This is a genomic window from uncultured Cellulomonas sp. (assembly GCF_963527515.1).
Lineage (GTDB): Bacteria > Actinomycetota > Actinomycetes > Actinomycetales > Cellulomonadaceae > Cellulomonas.
This window is the reverse complement of sequence record NZ_CAURTV010000071.1, coordinates 1-18,217: the sequence shown is the minus strand read 5'-3', so window position 1 is coordinate 18,217 and position 18,217 is coordinate 1. Positions and strand designations below refer to the sequence as shown.

Genomic DNA, 18,217 nt, shown 5'->3' with positions numbered 1-18,217 from the left:
GACGGTGGCGGACCTGCGCGCCGAGCACGTCGCCGACCACGGCGCGCTGGTCGGCCGGGTCCACCTCGACCTCGGCGCGACGAGCGCGTCCGCGCTGCCCACCGACGAGCGACTGCGCCGGCACACGGCCGGCACGCCCGACCCGGGCCTGGCGGCGCTCGCGTTCCACTACGGCCGCTACCTCATGGTCGCCGGGTCCCGTCCGGGCACGCTGCCGCTGACCCTGCAGGGCATCTGGAACGACGCCGTGCAGCCGCCCTGGTCGTGCAGCTACACGCTCAACATCAACACCCAGATGAACTACTGGCCGGCGCTGTCCACGAACCTCGCGGAGTGCCACGAGCCGCTGGTCCGGTGGGTCGGCGAGCTGGCCACCGCGGGCGCACGGACGGCGGACGAGCTCTACGGCCTGCGCGGCTGGACCGCCCACCACAACAGCGACGCCTGGGCGTTCACCGAGCCGGTCGGGGACGGCACCAGCGACCCGTCGTGGAGCTTCTGGCCGCTCGGCGGCGCGTGGCTCGTGCGCCACCTGGTGGACCACCACGACGTCACCGGCGACTTCCTCACGCCCGCCGACCGCGACGTGCTCGCCGCTGCCGCGCGCTTCGCCCTGGACTGGCTGGTCGAGCTGCCCGACGGCTCGCTGGGCACCCGGCCCGCCACGTCGCCGGAGAACACCTTCGTCGCACCCGACGGGCTGCCCGCCGCCCTGAGCACCTCGACCACCGCGGACCTGGCGATCGTGCGCGACCTGCTCGAGAACGTGGTGCGTCTGGACGTCGGCGCCGACCTCGTCGCCGAGGCGTCGGCCGCCCTCGAGCGGTTCCCGGCCGAGCGTGTGGCGGCCGACGGCCGACTCGCCGAGTGGCGCGACGACGTGCCGGAGGCCGAGCCGCAGCACCGGCACCAGAGCCACCTGTACCGCGTCCACCCGGGCACCTCGATCGACCCGGACCAGGAGCCGGAGCTGGCCCGGGCCGCGCTCGCGACGCTCGAGGCCCGCGGCACCGTGTCGACCGGCTGGTCGCTCGCGTGGCGCCTCAACCTGCGCGCCCGCCTGGGTGACCCGGTCGGCGCCGCGGCCATGATCGACGCGTTCCTGCGCCCCGCCGGGAAGGGCGCAGGCGTCTACCGGAACCTGTTCTGCGCCCATCCCCCGTTCCAGGTCGACGGCAACCTGGGGTTCACGGCGGGCGTCGCCGAGCTCCTGCTCCAGTCGCACCGCACGGTTGGCGGGACGCGGGAGCTCTCCCTGCTGCCGGCGCTGCCGCAGGCCTGGCCGTCGGGCTCCGTGCGGGGCCTGCGGGCGCGCGGCGGGGTGACGGTGGACCTGGCGTGGGACGGCGGCGTGCTGACCGCCGCCCGGCTGGTGGCGGACCGGGACGTCTCCGTCCTGGTCCGCCACGCCGGCGCCATCGAGCGTGCGGACCTGCGGGGTGGACAGTCCTGGCACGTCACGCCGTGACGGGGACCCGCGCACCCGCGGACACCGACACCGTCCGCCGGGTCAGCAGCGGGTCCTCGACGGCCTCGGCCAGCAGCCACCCCACCTGGGAGCGCGAGACCTTGAGCCCCTCGATCCCGCCGTCGGTCGACGTGGCGGGCGGGCCGGCCCACGGCTCGTCCGTGAGGTTGACCGGCTGCACCTCGACCCAGTCGAGCCCGCTTGCCCGCAGCTCGGCGCCCTGGCGCTCGGTGTCCGCGATCTGCGGGCGCAGCAGCAGGGCGAAGACCAGCCGCGACGCGAGCGGGAGGTACTCCTTGGTGGGGCCCACGCCGTAGGACGTCTGCACCACCACGCGGCGCACGCCGTGCCGACGCATGGCGGCCAGCACGGTCCGGGTGCCGCGGGACCGGATGTCGAGCGGCGTGCCCGACGGACCGCGCAGGCGCACCCGGACCGCGCTCTCGCTGATCCCGAGCGTGACGACGACGGCGTCCTGGCCCTGGACCAGGCGGTCGACGAGGACGGGGTCGGTGGCGTCGCCGTCGACGCCCCGGACGTCCGGGAGCGACGACGCGTGCCGCGACAGCGCGGTGACCTCGTGCCCGCGCGCGACCAGCTCGGTGACGGCGGCACGGCCGGAGCCGCCCGTCGCTCCGACGACGAGAACCTTCATGATCTGTCTCCCTCGGTGCGGTGTGGATGTGGTGAGACCAGACCACCACCGCCGACGGTGGACGGTCTATGATGATGCGTCGCCGTTTCATGACTGATCATCCAGGGAGCGCTCGTGGCACCGACCGTCGTGGACCCGCCGGGCTCCTCCGTCGACCCCGTGGGCGAGGCCCTGCACCACCTGCGCGTGACCGGCGTCTTCTACAGCCGCACCGAGGCGGACGGACCGTGGGCGGTCGACATGCCCGCCTTCCGCGACTGCATCAGCTTCCACGTGATCACCGCGGGCGAGGCCTGGGTCGAGGTCGAGGGTGCGGACCCCGTGCGCCTGGTGCGCGGTGACCTCGCGCTCGTCCCGCACGGGCGCGGCCACGCGCTGCGCAGCGCACCTGGGGTGCCGTCGCTCGGCCAGGTGGACGAGCTCCCCCAGGAGTACCTCAGCGAGAACTACTCCGTGCTTCGCCACCTGGGCAGCGGACCGCGCACGGAGCTGGTCTGCGGGGTGCTCTCCGTCGACGGCGCCGCCTCCCGGCTCCTGCTGGACCTGCTGCCCTCGGTCGTGCACGTCGACGGCGCCTCGGCGGGCTCGTGGATGGCTGACACCCTCGCGCTCATGGCCGCCGAGCTCACCCACGCCCGGCCCGGCGGGGAGGCCGTCACCACCCGGCTCGCGGACATCCTCGTGATCCAGTCCATCCGTGCGTGGCTCGACGCCCAGCGCGAGACCACCGGCTGGCTCGGTGCCCTGCGCGAGCCGCAGCTGGGTGCGGCGATCACGGCCGTGCACCGCGAGCCCGGCCGCCCGTGGACCGTGGCGACGATGGCACGCGAGGCGACGATGTCCCGGTCCGCGTTCTCGGCACGCTTCACGGAGGTCGTCGGCGAGCCGGCCATGCAGTACGTCACGCGCGTGCGCATGCACGTCGCCGCCGACCGGCTCGGCCGCGGCCGGGCGACCGTGCGGGAGGTCGCCGCCGAGCTCGGATACGACTCCGAGGCGGCGTTCAGCCGGGCGTACAAGCGCGAGGTCGGCACGTCCCCCGGCCGGACGCGCCGCATGCCTGTCGGACCGGTCCGCTGAACCGGACGCGGACCGTCCGGAACCGGTCCTACGGTCGCAGCATGACGACCGAACCCTGGTACACCCCGATGGCGGCCACGGAGCTGGAGCACCTCGTGGGCTCTCTCGACCTGCTGCGCACCACCTTCCGCTGGAAGGCGGACGACCTCGACATCGCGGGCCTCGCCCACCGCGTCGGGTCCTCGACCCTCACGCTCGGCGGGCTCCTCAAGCACCTCGCAGCGGTGGAGGACACCACGTTCACGTGGAAGCTCGCCGGCCGGCACCCGGGCCCGATGTGGAGGCCCGAGACCTGGGAGGACACGCGCACCGAGCTGCTCTCGGCGGGCGACGACCCGCCCGCGCAGCTCTACGCGATGTGGGACGACGCCGTCGCCCGCTCCCGCGAGCGCCTCGAGGCGGCGCTCGCCGACGGCGGGCTCGACCAGCTGGTCGAGGAGGGCGACGACGCCGGCCACCACGTGAGCCTGCGCCGGCTCCTGCTCGACCTGATCCAGGAGTACGGCCGCCACGCCGGGCACGCGGACCTGATCCGGGAGGACGTCGACGGGCGCGTCGGGGAGGACCCGCCCACAGGGTGGCGCCCGGCGGTCGGCGCGGCGCTCACCTGGATCAGGGACGCCTGAGCCTCAGGGCCCCTCGGTCGCCGCAGTCATGCGCCGACCGAGCGAGCGCACGGTGGCGCGCAGCTCCGGGCCGCTGACGATCCGCAGGGGAACCGGGACCGCGCAGAGCCGCTCGGCCACCCAGTACGGGTTGCTCGTCGTGCCCACCAGCCGGCACGTCGACCCGTCCAGCGCCTCGAGGCGCCCCAGATCGCGCGGCAGCCAGGCACGGGCCCGGTGCGCCGGGGCGTGGACGTCGACCACCACCTCGAACTCCCAGCCCTGCGCCAGGTGGTCCTCGAGCTCCACGACGGGGTCGAGGTCGGCGGGCGGGGTGAACGTCTCGTCCTGGACCTCGACGGCGCCGACCCGGTCCACGCGGTACGCACGCCGGGCGTCCGCGCGGTGCGAGTGACAGAGCAGGTACCAGCGGCCGTGCCGGACGACGACCGCCCAGGGGTCGACCACGGCGTGCCAGGCCTCCCCGTTCTCGGGGCGGTACGCCAGGCGCACGCGCCGGTGCTCGGTGCACGCCAGCACGAGGGCCGACGCCGTCGCCGGGTCCGGCCGAGAGGCCCCCCGGTCGGGCGCGGACGCGGCGCCGGTACGCACCGCCCGCACCGGTGCCGCCACCGACTCGGGCAGCGACCGCACGATCTTGCCGAGCGCGCTGCCCACGGGAGCAGTGGGGTTGTCGGCGTCGTGATGGCCGTCGAGCGCCGCCATCACCAGGGCCAGCGCCTCCGCGGCGGTGAAGGTCAGCGGCGGCGGCCGCACGCCGTGGCCGACGCGGTAGCCCCCGTATGGACCGCGCACCGCCACGATCGGGATGTCGGCCTCGCGCAGGGTCGCGACGTACCGCCGGGCCGCGCGCTCCGAGACCCCGAGCCGCTCGGCCAGGCGCGCCGCGGTGATCCCCGGGCTGTCCTGGATGAGCTCGAGCGCGGTCAGCGCACGCGCCGTGGGGTTGCGGTCCGCACCCATGACCACCCCCGTCCCGACGCCGCCCGTCCGGGACGGACCCTACGACCAGAGCCCGCCGCCGACCATGGCGTGCCGGGCGGCGCCCGGCGTAACGTCGCTCGCGCCAGGGTCAGCAGACAGCGACGGAGGGCGACAACGATGAGCATGATGGCGGACATGATGAAGTCCATGCCGATGCCGGCGGCGACGGGGATGGACATGTCGACGATGCAGGGGTGTATCGAGGCCTGTTCGGCGGCGTCGATGGCGGCCACGATGTGCGCCGACGCGGACAGCGGCGAGGGCATGGGGCGCTGCGCGTCGATGTGCATGAACACCGCCGACGTCGCGACGACGATGATGCGGATGATGATGCGCCCCGCCGGCTACGACATGGGCGTCATGAGCTCGATGATGACGGCGTGCATGGCCATGGGCGAGGCCTGCGCGGCGGAGTGCGAGATGCACGCCTCGATGTCGGAGCACTGCCGGATCTGCGCGATGGCGTGCCGGGCGATGGTCGACGCGTGCCGGTCGGCCATGTCCTCGATGCCGTCGGCCTAGCGCTCGTCCGCGGCGCCGACCAGGTCCCGCGCGGAGTACCAGCTGCCCCCGACGGCGAGCACGCCGGCCACGGGGTGCAGCGCCACGGGCTCGCCCGGGTCGGGAGTCGCGCTCGTCGTCACCGCGAGCGCGGATCCGTCCAGCAGCACGACGGTCACGACGGCCTGGTCGCGGGACGCGACCAGGCCGTCGCGCCATGCGCTCGGTGAGGCGGAGGCCACGGCCTCCTGGATGGGAAGGACGTCGTTGCGGGTGCGGTGGATCACGTCAGCTCCAGGGATGTCCTGCGGTGTCGAATGGTCCGCACCGACGCCACGCGGGGACCTCCCCGGGGCGGACGGTGTCGGGCTGCGCCGCGGTGCGGCGGGTCGGGTCCACCCACGTGCAGGCGAGGCGCCTGCGGGGCTCGGACCGCTACGACAGGGTCGTCAGCGACACATTCGACACAGACACCGGCGCGTCGACAGGACGTCGACGGATCCCGCGCGACGCGGGATCGAAGGCACGGTGCTGACGGAGGACATGCGACGAGTCTGAGCACCCGTCCACATGCTGTCAAGCAGTCTCACCCGTCGGACGGCCCCGGCTCACGCCGGGGCGAGCTGGCGTGCGAGCCCGTCCGCGCTCGTCGTCGGCAGGTCGCACACGAAGCCGCGGCAGACGTACGCGGTGGCCCGCCCACCCACCAGGGGGCGGTCCCGCAGCAGCGGAACTCCCCCGGCGCCGGGCTCTCCGAGCGCCACCACGAGCCCCGGCGCGGTGGACCGCAGCGCCACGCGGTGCAGCTCCTGCGTCGCCCGGTCGCCACCAGGCCCGACGACGGCCACCTCGCGCGGCCCGTCGAGCAGCGCCTCGGCCACCGCGAGCGCCGCTCCTGCCGCCCGGGGGAACCGCCCGGCCAGCTGCAACGGTCCGTGCAGGGCTCGTTCGGCCGCCTCCCGGTGCCGCACGGACCCCGTGAGCGCGGAGTACGTCAGCAGGGCACCGGCCGCCGCGGCCTGACCCGACGGCGTCGGCCCGTCGGCCGGGTCCTGGAGGAGCCGCACCCGCGCGAGGACGGGGTCGGTCTCATCGTCGGCGGTGTCGCGCAGGCCGCCGTCCGGCGCGCCGAAGTGCACCAGCACGGTCTCCAGGAGCCCCTCGGCGGTGCGGAACCACTCGGCCGCCCCGGTCACCGCGAAGAGCGTGAGCAGTCCGTCCGCCACGTGCGCGTAGTCCTCGAGCACACCCGCGGCCGTGCCCGGGACGCCGTCCCGCGAGGCACGCACGAGGCGGGTCGACCCGTCCGGCGCCGTGCGGACATGGGTGGTCCGCAGCAGCTCCGCGGCAGCCGTTGCCGCGTCGAGCAGAGCCGGGCGCTCCAGCAGCAGGCCCGCCTCGGCCAGGGCGCCGACCGCCAGGCCGTTCCACCCGGACACCACCTTGTCGTCCCGTGCCGGTCGAGGTCGCCGCTCCCGGGCCTCGCGCAGCCGTGCCCGGAGCGCGTCGAGGCGCGCGCCGTCCGCCGGGTCCGAGCGGAGCTGCAGGACCGATGAGCCGTGCTCGAACGTCCCCTGCTCCGACACGCCCAGCACGTCGGCGGCCCACGCGCCGTCGTCGTCCCCGAGCACGTCGCGCAGCTGCTGCGGAGCCCAGGCGTAGAACGCGCCCTCGCGACCCTCGCTGTCGGCGTCGAGCGACGAGGCGAACCCGCCCTGCACGGTGCGCAGGTCGGCCAGCAGCCAGTGCGCGGTCTCCTCGGCGACGCGGTGCGCGAGCCCGGAGCCGGTGGCCCGCCACGCGTGCACGTACGCCCGCAGCAGCAGCGCGTTGTCGTAGAGCATCTTCTCGAAGTGCGGGACCGTCCACGAGGCGTCGACGGAGTACCGCGAGAACCCTCCGGCCAGCTGGTCGTACATGCCGCCGCGCGCCATCGCGTCCAGGGTGCGGTCCGCCAGCTCGAGCGCGATCCCCTCGCCCGTCCGCGCGTGGTGACGCAGCAGCCACTCCAGCAGCATCGACGGCGGGAACTTCGGGGCACCCCCGAAGCCGCCGTGAACGGCGTCGAACGTCGTCGCCAGCCCGGCCAGTGCGCGCTCGACCACCACCTCGTACCCGTCGCCCGGGCCCGCGACCCCCGGCGCCCGCTCCGACAGGGCGGCGGTGATCGTGCCGGCGCCGTCCTCGATCTCCGCGCGCCGGGTGGTCCACGCGGCGGCCACGCTCGCCAGCACCTCGGGGAAGGACGGCATGCCGTGCACACGGCGCGGCGGGAAGTACGTGCCGCAGAAGAACGGCTCCCCGGTAGGGGTGGTGAACACCGTCATGGGCCAGCCGCCCGCTCCCGTCATCGCCTGCGTGGCCGCCATGTACACGGCGTCGACGTCCGGGCGCTCCTCGCGGTCCACCTTCACGCACACGAAGTGCTCGTTCATGAACGCCGCGGTCGCCTCGTCCTCGAACGACTCGTGCGCCATGACGTGGCACCAGTGGCACGCGGCGTACCCGACGGAGACCAGCACCGGCACGTCGCGGGCGGCCGCCTGCGCGAACGCGTCGTCCCCCCACTCCAGCCAGTCGACCGGGTTGTCGGCGTGCTGCAGCAGGTACGGGCTGGTGGCGGTCGCGAGGCGGTTGGGCACCACCCCAGGGTGCGCTACCGAGCGCGGCCCGGCGAGGCGATGCCCCCGCCCGCCGCGGCGGTCAGGACGCCTCGCTCACCCGCACGACGGCCGATCCCACGGTGGCCCCCGGCGGGTCGAGCACGACCTCGTGCGTGCCGCCGGTCGTCACGGGAATGGTGACGGTCGCAGCGCCACGGCTCACGCACGACGCCGCCGCCCGCGAACCGTCCGGTCCCCGCACCTGCACGAACCCGCACCCGTCGAGGACGCTCGCCCTGGTGAGCGCCACGACCACCTCGCCACCGGCCGACGCCTCGAACGTCACCAGCCCCCGCGCCCCGGGGGTCCCGAGGGGGACGGTGACGGCGTCGCCGCCGACCACCGCGGGGACACGTCCGTCGACCGGCCGGTGCAGGCGCACCGCCACCTGGCCCACCGCGTCGCCCGGCGGGTCGATCTCGAGCCGGTGCGTGCCGCCCGCGGTGAGTTCCACCCGGTCGAGGACCCCGCCACCGTCGCTGAGGCACGCCGTGCGCGCCACGCTCCCGTCGGGCTGCACCAGGCGCACCCACCCGCACCCGTCCGGCAGGGTCGACCAGGCCAGCTCGACCAGGACGGCGTCGCCGATTGTCGCGTCGAAGGTCAGCCGCGCGGAGGCGCCCGGTGCCGCGAGCACGGCGAGCGCGTCGGGGTCGAGAGCCCCGACCGCCGTCGCGTCCTCGAACCGCACCACCGGGACCGCGCGGGCCATCGCGCGAGCCGTCACCCGGTCCGCCGTCGTCGCGGCCGCGACGGCGAACTCGACCCGGCCGCTGGCCGCGACGTCGACCGCGCACTCCTCGAGGACGCTGCCGTCCCGCACCCCGGCGGCCCGGCACACCTCCTCGGCGAGTGCACGCCGGTCCTCGCTCGACGCGTCGCCGCTCGCGGCTGCGTCGGGGAAGGTGCGGTCGGTGAACGTCTCGGTCGACTCGCCGGGTGCATAGTCGAACAGCGACTCCTCGTCCCGCACCCGCCACGACTCGACGAGCTCCCCGTAGAGGTCGTCGTGGGTCAGCGGCCGCGCCAGCACGGCTCCTCCGCGGGTGGTGTGCTCGTCGGCGACATCGCCGTCCCCGTCCCCCAGGAGCCCGACGGCGTCACCCGCCCGGTCCGGCGCGCGCCGCACCTGCACCTCCAGCCCCGAGGCGCCGACCGGGTCGACCTGGACCGCGGACCCGTCGCGCCAGGTGACGAGCACCCCGTCCGGGGCCCACGTGCGCGACGACGGTCCGCCCGCCACCGTGCCCCCGCCCGGCAGGGTGTGCACCGCGCGCTGCACCGGCCACGGCTCGCCGTCCAGCGTGACAGTGAGCGCACCGTCGTCGAGCCCGACGACGACGCGGTCACCGCCGACGTCCATCGCGACGGCCGTGTTCACCGACACCTGGCGCGACGGGCCGAGCGGCGCCTGCCGGACCTGCACGTCGAGATCCTCGCGCGACCGCGCGAGCACGAGCTCCCCGACGGCCTGCGGGCTGAACCGCACGCCGTCGAACGTCTGGAGATGAGGGTCGCCGGTCGACTCCCCGGAGGGGACGCCCTCGAAGAACGTGTCCGGGTCCGCCAGCCGCGTGGGACCGGGCGGCGGGTCCTCCTCGCAGTCGGACAGGTCCGCCGGGAGGCGGTGCCGGTCGTACTCCGTCCGCGGCGGCGCGCCGTTGTGCACCCGGTACGCGTTCTCGAGGAACGTCGTGTGCGCCTCCTCGTACGAGACGGAGAGCGCGCCGCACCGACGACCGGGCGGGGCCACCTGGCCAGTCCCGATCCGGTAGGCGTGGGCGAGCTCGTGGAACAGTGCGGCGCACGGGTCGCGGTCGAGGCCAGTCTCCAGGGGCCCTTTGTTGGTGTGGTTCCACTCGACGAGGATCCGGCCACGCGCCGAGTCCTCTTGTGCGGAGGACTGGTCCGACGTCCAGCGGATGTGGATCCGCGTGTCCGGGCGGTCGGCGAACTCCATGACGCGCCACGTCTCGGCGGTGTGGCGGGAGCGGTCGCGCAGGCTGGCCAGGCACCAGTTCACCGCGCCGTTCCACTCGTCCAGCTTCGGCATGTCCGGGAGGCCCGACTCCTCTGGGACTCCCGTGGTCACGAGGGCACGGGCGGGTGGGACGGGGACGACCAGGAGAGCCGCGAGCAGCAGCAGGACCGTCGTCGCCGCGCCCGCTCCGGTCCTGCCACGTCGGCGCAGGACGAGCCAGGCCGCGAGCACGGCGAGCACCACGAGGACGGCGACGCCGATCCCGGCCGCGCGGGGTCCGCGGTCCGCGGTGACCGGGCTGTCGGCCGCGGCGTCGGTGATCACGATCTTTGCGACTGCGGTGTTGCTCGTCCCGGCGCACAGCGCCTCGTCGACCGCGGGCACCTCGGCACGGAGGGCGACGCGGTAGGTGCCCGGGCGGTCGAGCACGTGGTCGGTGCGCAGGGCGGAGCCTGTCGGGAGGGCGTGGAGCGTGCCGAGCGCGACGCCGTCCTCGGCCGGGCCGACGGCGGGCAGCGTGAGCGTGACCGCATCGCCGTCGGGCACCGGCTCCGCGGACGCGACGAGTGCCGTGACGGCGCCCGCGTCGAGCCACACGGTGCTCACCGTCGGCACGACCGGCTCGTCGTCGCGCGTGACCCCGTCGAGCCGCAGGGTCAGGGCGCCGTGGGTGGGCAGCGCGCACGGCGCACTCGTCCGGTTGGTGAGGGTCGCGGTGAGGACGACCGGCTGACCGAGCGCGTACGACGCCGCATCGGTGGCCACGTGGAGCTCCAGAGCGCGCGCGGTGTCCTCGCCGGCCGCGCTGACGGCCGCCGCGGCACCGGCCCCCACCGTCAGGGAGTGCGCCACGCAGGCTGCGGCGACGCACCCGACCGTCCACCCACGACGCGCCATGACTGCCTCCGAGACGAGGTCGCCCGACCGCCGAAGGGCGCCGGTGGTGCCTCATGCTAGGGGCGACGGGTCGCCGGCTTCATGGAAGCTTCATCGCCGCTGGGCCCTCGGTCCGGCCGGTCGGCGCCGACGGTCGGCAAGGATCGATGCATGCGTACCGCACCCCGCCTGGTGGCCGTCGTCGCGGCGACCGTCGCCCTGCTCGCCGGCTGCTCGTCCCCGACTCCGCAGGACGAGGTGCTCACCGACCTCGGGCTCGACGGCCTGTCCGGCCAGGAGATCGTCACGCGCCTGGACGCCTCCTCCGAGAGCCGGCCGCTGGACTTCACCGCCTCCGTGCGTGAGGACGAGGTCCTCCTCGGCGACGGGACGACCGAGGTCGCCGTTCCCCTGCAGGACGGTGAGTTCTACGTGTCTATCGCGCCGTTCGTGGACACCACGCACGAGTGCTTCTTCCACAGCCTGGCCACCTGCCAGGGCGAGCTCGTCGAGGAGCCGGTCGACGTGACGATCACCACCGCCGACGGGGAGGTGCTCGTCGAGGAGAGCACCACGACGCACACCAACGGGTTCGTCGGCTTCTGGCTCCCCGAGGACGTCGAGGGCACGATCGAGGTCCGCCAGGGCGACCGGATGGGCAGCGTCCCCTTCAGCACCGCCGAGGGCAGCCCGACCTGCGTGACCACCCTGCGGCTAGCCTGAGCGGTCGCCGGCCGACCAGCGCGCTTGAATGAGGCATGGCCCCGGAACACTCACCCGCCGTGGAGCTCGAGGTCGGGTCCCGCACCGTGCGGATCTCGAACCCCGACCGCGTCTACTTCCCCGCCAGCGGGGCGACCAAGCTCGACCTCGCCAACTACTACCTGAGCGTGGGCGACGGGATCGTGCGGGCGCTGCAGGACCGCCCGTGCATGCTGCACCGCTACCCGACGGGCGTCGACGGGGAGAAGGTGCACCAGAAGCGGCTGCCGCGCGGGGCCCCGCCGTGGATGGAGACGGTGGAGGTCTACTTCCCGCGCTACGGCCGCACCGCAGACGAGCTGTGCGTGACCGAGCTGGCCCACGTGGTCTGGGCGGTGCAGATGTCGACCGTCGAGTTCCACCCCTGGAACAGCCGGCGCGCCGACACCGAACGCCCCGACGAGTGGCGCATCGACCTGGACCCGATGCCGGACTGCCCCTTCGACCGCGTGCGGCGGGTGGCGCACGTGGCGCACGAGCTCCTGGACGAGCTGGGCGCGGTCGGATGGCCGAAGACCTCGGGCGGCTCCGGCCTGCACGTCTACGTCCGGATCGCGCCCGCGCACGGGTTCGCGGACGTGCGACGAGCAGCGCTCGCCTTCGCCCGCGAGGTGGAGCGCCGCGCACCCGACGACGTGACGACCGCGTGGTGGCGGCGCGACCGCGACCCGTCGCTGGTGTTCGTCGACTACAACCAGAACGCGCGGGACCACACGATCGCCTCGGCCTACTCGGTGCGCGGCACCCCGGACGCCACCGTGTCGACGCCCCTGCGCTGGGACGAGATCGACGACGTCGACCCCCGCGACTGCACCCTGCGCACGGTCCCCGCGCGCTACGCCGAGCTCGGCGACCTCCATGCCGGCATCGACGATGCGGTCTTCGACCTGGCGCCGCTGCTGGGCTGGGCCGATCGCGACGAGCGCGAAGGCGCTCCGACGCCCCCGGAGAGCGACTGAGGAGCCGGACGACGTCTCGAACGACGAAGGCCCGGACCATCGGTCCGGGCCTTCGTCTTCTGTAGCGGGGGCAGGATTTGAACCTGCGACCTCTGGGTTATGAGCCCAGCGAGCTACCGAGCTGCTCCACCCCGCGTCGGTAGTTCCAACTTACCTCACCCGGGGAGGCCGACCAAATCGTGGGGGCCCGGCCGGTGGTGGCGAACGTCACCTCCACCGGCCGGGGCTGCCTCACTGACCGAGCCGGGCCTCCGCGTCGAGCGCGGCCTGCACGGCCGCGTCGAGTCGCTCCTGCGCCTCGCCGTAGGCCGTGAAGTCGCCGGCCGCCAGGGCCGCCTGGCTCTCGTCGATCGCGTCATTCGCGTCCTGGAGCGCGCGCTCCAGGTCGGCACGGGCGGACCCGTCCGTGGGCGCCTCGGTGCTCGGCGCCGTCGGCTCGGCCGTCGGCTCCGCGGTCGGGTCCGCGCTCGGGTCCGCCGTCGGCGGAGTGCCTGCGTCGGGATCGGTCCCCGCGTCACCCGCGTCGGCACCGGAGTCGCCGCCGAACACCTGGTCGAGCGCGCCGTCCAGGGTGTCCGCGAAGCCGATGTCGTCACCGAACGCCACGAGCACACGCTGCAGCAGCGGGAAGGTGGTGCCGCTGCGCGCCTGCACGTACACGGGCTGCACGTAGAGCAGCCCGCCGCCCATCGGCAGGGTGAGCAGGTTCCCGCGGACCACCTGGGAGTCGCCACGGCCCAGGATGTTGAGCTCGTTGGACACGTCCGGGTCCGCCACGAAGGCGTTGTTCACCTGGCCCGGCCCGGAGACCGTGGAGTCGCGCGGCAGCTCGAGCAGGCGCATCTTGCCGTAGTTCTCCGACGGCTTCCCGTCCTCGTTGCCCGCCTCCGCGTCGACGGCCAGGTACCCGGTCAGCACGTTGCGAGCGTTGGTGCCGGTCGGGATGAACGACGACATGAGCGAGAAGCTGGCCTGCTCCTGGTCGGGCATCCGCAGGGTCAGGTAGTACGGCGGCTGCGGGACGGCGACGCTGCTGGTCGGGTCGTTCGGGTTGGCCCAGAAGTCGTCGCCGGAGAAGAACTGGCCGGCGTCGGTCACGTGGTACCGGGCGAGCAGGTTGCGCTGCACCTTGAACAGGTCCTCGGGATAGCGCAGGTGGCTCATGAGCGCACCGTCGATGGACGACAGCGGCTCGAGCGAGGACGGGAACACCGAGTCCCAGGCCTTGAGGATCGGGTCCTCGGTGTCCCAGGCGTAGAGCGTGACCGAGCCGTCGTAGGCGTCGACCGTGGCCTTCACCGAGTTGCGGATGTAGTTCACGGTCTTCGGCTGCAGGGCCTGCACGGTCTCGGACGTCTCGGTGAGCGAGTCGGTCGTGGCGTCGTCCAGGGACCGGGTGGCCGCGTACGGGTACTGGTCCGAGGTCGTGTAGCCGTCGACGATCCAGACGACCCGCCCGTTGACGACGGCGGGGTAGGCCCGGCCGTCGAGCGTGAGGTACGGGGCGACCTTCTGCACACGGTCGCGGGGGTCGCGGTCGTAGAGGATCTGCGAGTCGCTGGTCACGCGGTCGGAGAACAGGATCTGCTCGGAGCCGAACTTCAGCGCGTACAGCAGCTTGGTCAGCGGGTTCGCGATCGACGGGCCGGCCGAGACCGTCTGCGTCGGGAAGGTGCTGTTCACCGGCTCGTCGGCCGGGTAGTCCAGCTCCCAGGCGGTCGCACCCTCCGGGGCACCGACGATGGAGTAGGTCGGCGCCTTCGGGCTGAAGTAGATGCGCGGCTCGTACTCGCCCATCTGACCGGTGGACGGGATGCCCTGCTCCCAGAACGCCGGCGCACCGCGGCCTGCGGTGGTGTTGCCATAGGCCGCCACGACGCCGTACCCGTGGGTGTAGACGGTGGTGTCGTTGGTCCAGTTCCTCTGCTGGTCGTCGAGCCCCTCGAGGGACAGCTCGCGCACCGCGATCACGGTGTCGCGGCTCTCGCCGTCGATCTCGTACCGGTCCACCGACAGCGAGTCGGGGAAGTCGTAGAACGCCCGGATCTGCTCGAGCTGCTTGAACGACGGGCTGACGATCTGCGGGTCGAGCAGGCGGATCGACGCCGTGGTGTCGGCGTCGGCGCGCAGGGCGCCGGCCGTGGCCGTCACCTCGGCGTCGTACTCGGTCTTCTCGACGTCCTGCAGGTCGTACGCGTCGAGGGTGGCGCCGATGTTGCGCTGGATGTACTCGGCCTCGGCGTCCTGCTGGTTCGGCTGCACCTGGAACCGCTGCACGACGGCCGGGTAGATGCCACCCACCGCGATCGCGGCCACGACCATGAGGCCGACGCCGATGGCGGGCAGGCGCCAGTTGCCGCGGATCGCGGTGAGGACGAACATCACCGCGACGAAGATCGCGATGCCCGCGAGGATCGCCTTCGAGGGGATCACGGCGTGCACGTCGGTGAACGAGGCGCCGACGAACTTCTGGCCCGACTTGGTGAGGATCGAGTACCGGTCCAGCCAGTAGCTCGCGGCGATGAGCAGCATGAGCACCGCGGCGATGACGGAGAGCTGGACGCGTGCCGCCCGGGTGGTGCGGGGCGCACCGCCGCTCTGGCCACCGACGCGCAGGCCGCCGTAGAGGTACTGGGTGGCGACGGCGCCGATCCCGGCGAGCACGACGACCGCCATGAGGAACGAGACGACGAACCGCAGGCCGGGCAGCGTGAACAGATAGAAGCCCAGGTCGATGCCGTACTGGGGGTCGGTCGAGCCGACCGGGTCGCCGTGCATCCACAGCTGGATCGTCTGCCACTGCTGCGAGGCCGCGGCGCCCGCGAACAGGCCGAGGACCGCGGGGCCGACGATCATCACCAGCCGGCGCAGGGGCTCGATGGCCTCGCGGTACTGGTCGAGGTTGGCCTGCTCCTGCGTCGACGGCGCGTACACCGGCCGCGAGCGGTAGCCGAAGTTCAGGCTCCAGAAGACCGCTCCGCCCATGAGGACGAAGCCGATGACGAACAGCACCGCACGCGTGCCCCACTCGGTGGCGATGACGCCCCCGAACCCGAGCTGGCGGTACCAGAGCACCTCTGTCCACACCTGGGCGAGGAGGAGCACCAGCACGACGAGCACCCCGAGGACGACGAGGGTCGGCGCGAGCGCACCTCGCCGCCGCGGACGCGGCGCGCTGGGCGCACTGGGTCGGGGCGGCGGTGGGCTTCCGAATGTCACGGCGTGTCGGTCCTCGTCGTCGGCAACAGGTGAGCAGATGAGCAGATGAGCAGATGAGCAGATGAGCAGCACGGTCACGGGACGCGCACCACTCGCACGGTGAACGTGCCGGTCGAGGCACAGGTTCCCACAGGAATGCGACCATGGGCCCGTGAGTGAACCCGCAGCCACCCCTCCCACCCTCGCCGCGCTGGCCGCCTCCGTCCGTGAGATCGAGCAGCACGTCGCGGAGGCGGGGTGGGACGGCCCGGTCCGCGTCTTCGCGCTCGTACGGACCCAGGAGATGCTGCGCACCGAGCCCGGCCTCGCGTCCCAGCTGGACCCGACGGTCCTGGCCGAGGCGGGGTCCGAGCCGTGGCACCTGACGTCGGTGGAGCAGGAGGAGCTGCCCGCGGCACCCGACCTGGAGACCCTGCTCGCCGGGCTGTCCTGGCCGTCGACCGTGGACGGCATGGCCGTCACGGTCGAGCGCGTCGTCCTGCCGCCGGCCGCCGAGGAGGCCATGCCGCAGGACACGGACGCGGCGCTGGAGTACCTGCTCGCGCACCCGGAACGCCAGGACGTGCGTCTCGTGGTGGGCGCGCTGCGGGCGGGCCCGTCCTGGTGCGCCGTGCGCAGCCGCGCCAACGACGCCGCCGACCAGGTCGGTCAGGGACCGGACCTGGTGCCGGGGCTGGTCGCCGCGGTGCGGTCGACGCTCGACTAGCGGCAGGTCGGCAGGTCGTCGGCGGTCCCCGCGCCGATGGCGGTGATGGCCTCGCGCGCCTCGTGCAAGGTCTCGACGCGCACCACCCGGAGCCCGTCGGGCACGAAGCCCACCACCTCGTCGCAGTTGGCGGCCGGTGCCAGGAACCACGCCGCCCCGTCGCGCGTCGCTCCGGCCAGCTTCTGGCGGATCCCGCCGATGGGGCCGATCTCGCCGGTCACGTCGATCGTGCCCGTCCCCGCGATGTCGACACCGTTCGCCTCGTCCTGCGCCGTCAGCTTGTCGACGATCCCGAGAGCGAACATGGCCCCCGCGCTCGGACCGCCGATGTCGTCGATGCTGATGGTGATGTCCACCGGCATGTCGAAGGTCGGGTCGATGAACACGCCGATCTGCGCGCGGCCGTCGTCCTTCTCCCCCGTGACGATCGGGATGTCGACGGCTTGGCCGTGCCGGCGCACCGTGAGCACCACGGTGGTCCCGGGCTCCACCTGGTCCAGCTGACCGATGAGCCCCTGGTAGTCGGGCACCGCCGTGCCGTCCAGGGCGACGATGACGTCGCCCTCCTCGACCTTGCCCTCGGCGTCCGACCCCTCGACCGCACCCGCGACGACCAGGGTCGCCGGCACCTCGTACCCGAGCTCCGTCAGGGCGGCGACCGCAGCGTTCTCCTGCGAGGACACCATCTCGGCCTCGTTGGACTCGTCGATCTCGTCCTGCGAGCGGTCCGGCGGGTACAGGAGCTCGACCGGCTGGACCACCGCAGAGCCCGAGAGCCAGCCCTCGACGACGCCCACGACGCTCGAAGGGAAACCGGGCCCACCGGTCCCGGAGACGGTGGTCAGGCGCAGCGCGCCGGTGGAGTCGAACGTCTCGGCGCCGGACACCTCGATCAGCGGCGTGCCCTCGTGCGACCCCAGGACGTCACGCGTCGGCCCGGGGCTGCTGATGGCGTACGGCACCGGCAGGATCACCAGGACGGCGAGCAGCAGCGCGGTGCCGAGCATGCCGACCGACAGGGTGAGCGAGCGCGGGCTGACGCGGTCGGGCTCACCGAGGGGGTCGTCGACGTCGGACGGAGAGGGTGGCTGGTCGAGCACGCCGCCATCATCCCCTGTCGGGCTCACCGGCGCCGACGCACCCGCGCCTGGCGCCACACCGCGGCGGTGCCGATGAGCGCGACCGCCGCGCCGGCGGCCCCCAGTGCCGCCGCGTCCCGCGTGCCCACCCGCCGACCAGCCACGGCGAGCCGGCCCTGGACACCCTCCAGCAGCACGTCCAGGCAGGCCTCGCTCGACCAGCGGGGCTCCCAGCCGGCCACCCGCAGCCGGTCGGCTGCCACCGTCCATGGGTAGACGACGAACGCCAGCTCGGAGGCGGGCGCCGGCAGGACGCCGACCCGGTGCAGCCGCTCCGCGGTGCCGAACGCCGTCGCCGCCGCCAGCTCCACGCGCCGCATCCCCGCGGCGGCCTCGACCTGCGCCGGTTCCAGCACGTCGCCGGCACCGACCGTGAGCACCCCGGCGAGGCGGTGCTCGACGGCGAACCGGGCGGCGTCGGCCAGGTCCTCGACGTGCAGGAACTGCCACTGCCGGACCGCGCCGCGCACGGTGAGCAGGCGCGGCGCCTCGAAGTGCCGGGTCACGAAGGTGTCGACGCCCGGGCCGACCAGCGGCGCGGGACGCAGCACCGTCACGAGCGGTGCCCGGCGGCGCCGGCTGCGGTCCAGCACCGCCT

Annotated in this window: 14 protein-coding genes, 1 tRNA gene and 1 pseudogene; 7 read left to right on the top strand and 9 right to left on the bottom strand. The window is 73.9% G+C overall.

From position 1 onward, the window contains the following. Window positions 1–1,468 (top strand): glycosyl hydrolase family 95 catalytic domain-containing protein (locus tag RYN42_RS14565; protein ID WP_399552498.1); only part of this gene is annotated, 1,468 nt, incomplete at its 5' end. Here RYN42_RS14565 and RYN42_RS14560 read toward each other — a convergent pair. Further along, a complete protein-coding gene (locus tag RYN42_RS14560; RefSeq protein WP_315097296.1) occupies window positions 1,458–2,123 on the bottom strand; it encodes an NAD(P)-binding oxidoreductase in 666 nt (221 codons plus the stop codon). The two genes, RYN42_RS14565 and RYN42_RS14560, sit on opposite strands and share 11 nt — an antisense overlap. Before the next feature lie 114 nt (window positions 2,124–2,237). Here RYN42_RS14560 and RYN42_RS14555 point away from each other — a divergent pair, with 114 nt between their 5' ends. Beyond that, on the top strand, window positions 2,238–3,203 hold the full coding sequence (locus RYN42_RS14555; protein WP_315097294.1) for an AraC family transcriptional regulator: 966 nt from the start codon (window positions 2,238–2,240) through the stop codon (window positions 3,201–3,203). A gap of 41 nt (window positions 3,204–3,244) precedes the next feature. After that, window positions 3,245–3,829, top strand: a complete 585-nt coding sequence (locus RYN42_RS14550) for a DUF664 domain-containing protein (RefSeq protein WP_315097292.1) — start codon at window positions 3,245–3,247, stop codon at window positions 3,827–3,829. 3 nt (window positions 3,830–3,832) lie between these two features. On the opposite strand, the gene RYN42_RS14545 is transcribed toward RYN42_RS14550, so the two are convergent. After that, complete coding sequence (locus tag RYN42_RS14545; RefSeq protein ID WP_315097291.1) at window positions 3,833–4,792, bottom strand: WYL domain-containing protein; 960 nt, start codon at window positions 4,790–4,792, stop codon at window positions 3,833–3,835. A 138-nt stretch (window positions 4,793–4,930) separates the two neighbouring features. Between RYN42_RS14545 and RYN42_RS14540 the strand changes: the two genes are divergently transcribed. Beyond that, window positions 4,931–5,335, top strand: coding sequence for an aldehyde dehydrogenase (locus tag RYN42_RS14540; RefSeq protein ID WP_315097290.1), 405 nt, complete (start codon window positions 4,931–4,933; stop codon window positions 5,333–5,335). On the opposite strand, the gene RYN42_RS14535 is transcribed toward RYN42_RS14540, so the two are convergent. The 3 genes from RYN42_RS14535 to RYN42_RS14525 all read right to left on the bottom strand — a co-directional run bounded on the left by RYN42_RS14535 (window position 5,332) and on the right by RYN42_RS14525 (window position 10,810). Next, window positions 5,332–5,601: a nuclease gene (locus tag RYN42_RS14535; protein WP_315097289.1), complete on the bottom strand. Its 270-nt coding sequence runs from the start codon at window positions 5,599–5,601 to the stop codon at window positions 5,332–5,334. The genes RYN42_RS14540 and RYN42_RS14535 overlap by 4 nt on opposite strands. Before the next feature lie 321 nt (window positions 5,602–5,922). Beyond that, window positions 5,923–7,956 carry a thioredoxin domain-containing protein gene (locus RYN42_RS14530; RefSeq protein ID WP_315097287.1) on the bottom strand — a complete coding sequence of 678 codons (2,034 nt, stop codon included), beginning with the start codon at window positions 7,954–7,956 and terminating at the stop codon, window positions 5,923–5,925. Window positions 7,957–8,017: 61 nt separating this feature from the next. Continuing rightward, window positions 8,018–10,810 carry a VWD domain-containing protein gene (locus RYN42_RS14525; RefSeq protein WP_315097285.1) on the bottom strand — a complete coding sequence of 931 codons (2,793 nt, stop codon included), beginning with the start codon at window positions 10,808–10,810 and terminating at the stop codon, window positions 8,018–8,020. A gap of 195 nt (window positions 10,811–11,005) precedes the next feature. Between RYN42_RS14525 and RYN42_RS14520 the strand changes: the two genes are divergently transcribed. Both RYN42_RS14520 and ligD read left to right on the top strand, forming a co-directional pair. Continuing rightward, a complete protein-coding gene (locus tag RYN42_RS14520) occupies window positions 11,006–11,557 on the top strand; it encodes a CueP family metal-binding protein (RefSeq protein ID WP_315097284.1) in 552 nt (183 codons plus the stop codon). A gap of 35 nt (window positions 11,558–11,592) precedes the next feature. Then, window positions 11,593–12,555, top strand: coding sequence for a non-homologous end-joining DNA ligase (gene ligD, locus RYN42_RS14515; protein WP_315097283.1), 963 nt, complete (start codon window positions 11,593–11,595; stop codon window positions 12,553–12,555). Window positions 12,556–12,617: 62 nt separating this feature from the next. Here ligD and RYN42_RS14510 read toward each other — a convergent pair. Together RYN42_RS14510 and RYN42_RS14505 are read right to left on the bottom strand one after the other, a co-directional pair. Beyond that, window positions 12,618–12,691: transfer RNA gene (locus RYN42_RS14510), tRNA-Met, on the bottom strand. A 95-nt stretch (window positions 12,692–12,786) separates the two neighbouring features. Beyond that, entirely contained in the window at window positions 12,787–15,774 is a 2,988-nt protein-coding gene (locus RYN42_RS14505; protein ID WP_315097281.1) for a UPF0182 family protein, read from the bottom strand. 151 nt (window positions 15,775–15,925) lie between these two features. Here RYN42_RS14505 and RYN42_RS14500 point away from each other — a divergent pair, with 151 nt between their 5' ends. Then, entirely contained in the window at window positions 15,926–16,480 is a 555-nt protein-coding gene (locus RYN42_RS14500; protein ID WP_315097280.1) for a PPA1309 family protein, read from the top strand. On the opposite strand, the gene RYN42_RS14495 is transcribed toward RYN42_RS14500, so the two are convergent. Then, a complete protein-coding gene (locus RYN42_RS14495; protein ID WP_315097279.1) occupies window positions 16,477–17,580 on the bottom strand; it encodes a S16 family serine protease in 1,104 nt (367 codons plus the stop codon). The genes RYN42_RS14500 and RYN42_RS14495 overlap by 4 nt on opposite strands. 23 nt (window positions 17,581–17,603) lie before the next feature. Then, window positions 17,604–18,217, bottom strand: a pseudogene (locus RYN42_RS14490) (nucleoside-diphosphate sugar epimerase); the annotation flags it as partial.

What these genes read in the sequence shown, in the direction of transcription:
- RYN42_RS14560 (WP_315097296.1), bottom strand. Translation starts at nt 2,123, where the DNA reads ATGAAGGTTCTCGTCGTCGGAGCGACGGGCGGCTCCGGCCGTGCCGCC.
- RYN42_RS14550 (WP_315097292.1), top strand. Translation starts at nt 3,245, where the DNA reads ATGACGACCGAACCCTGGTACACCCCGATGGCGGCCACGGAGCTGGAG.
- RYN42_RS14545 (WP_315097291.1), bottom strand. Translation starts at nt 4,792, where the DNA reads ATGGGTGCGGACCGCAACCCCACGGCGCGTGCGCTGACCGCGCTCGAG.
- RYN42_RS14540 (WP_315097290.1), top strand. Translation starts at nt 4,931, where the DNA reads ATGAGCATGATGGCGGACATGATGAAGTCCATGCCGATGCCGGCGGCG.
- RYN42_RS14520 (WP_315097284.1), top strand. Translation starts at nt 11,006, where the DNA reads ATGCGTACCGCACCCCGCCTGGTGGCCGTCGTCGCGGCGACCGTCGCC.
- ligD (WP_315097283.1), top strand. Translation starts at nt 11,593, where the DNA reads ATGGCCCCGGAACACTCACCCGCCGTGGAGCTCGAGGTCGGGTCCCGC.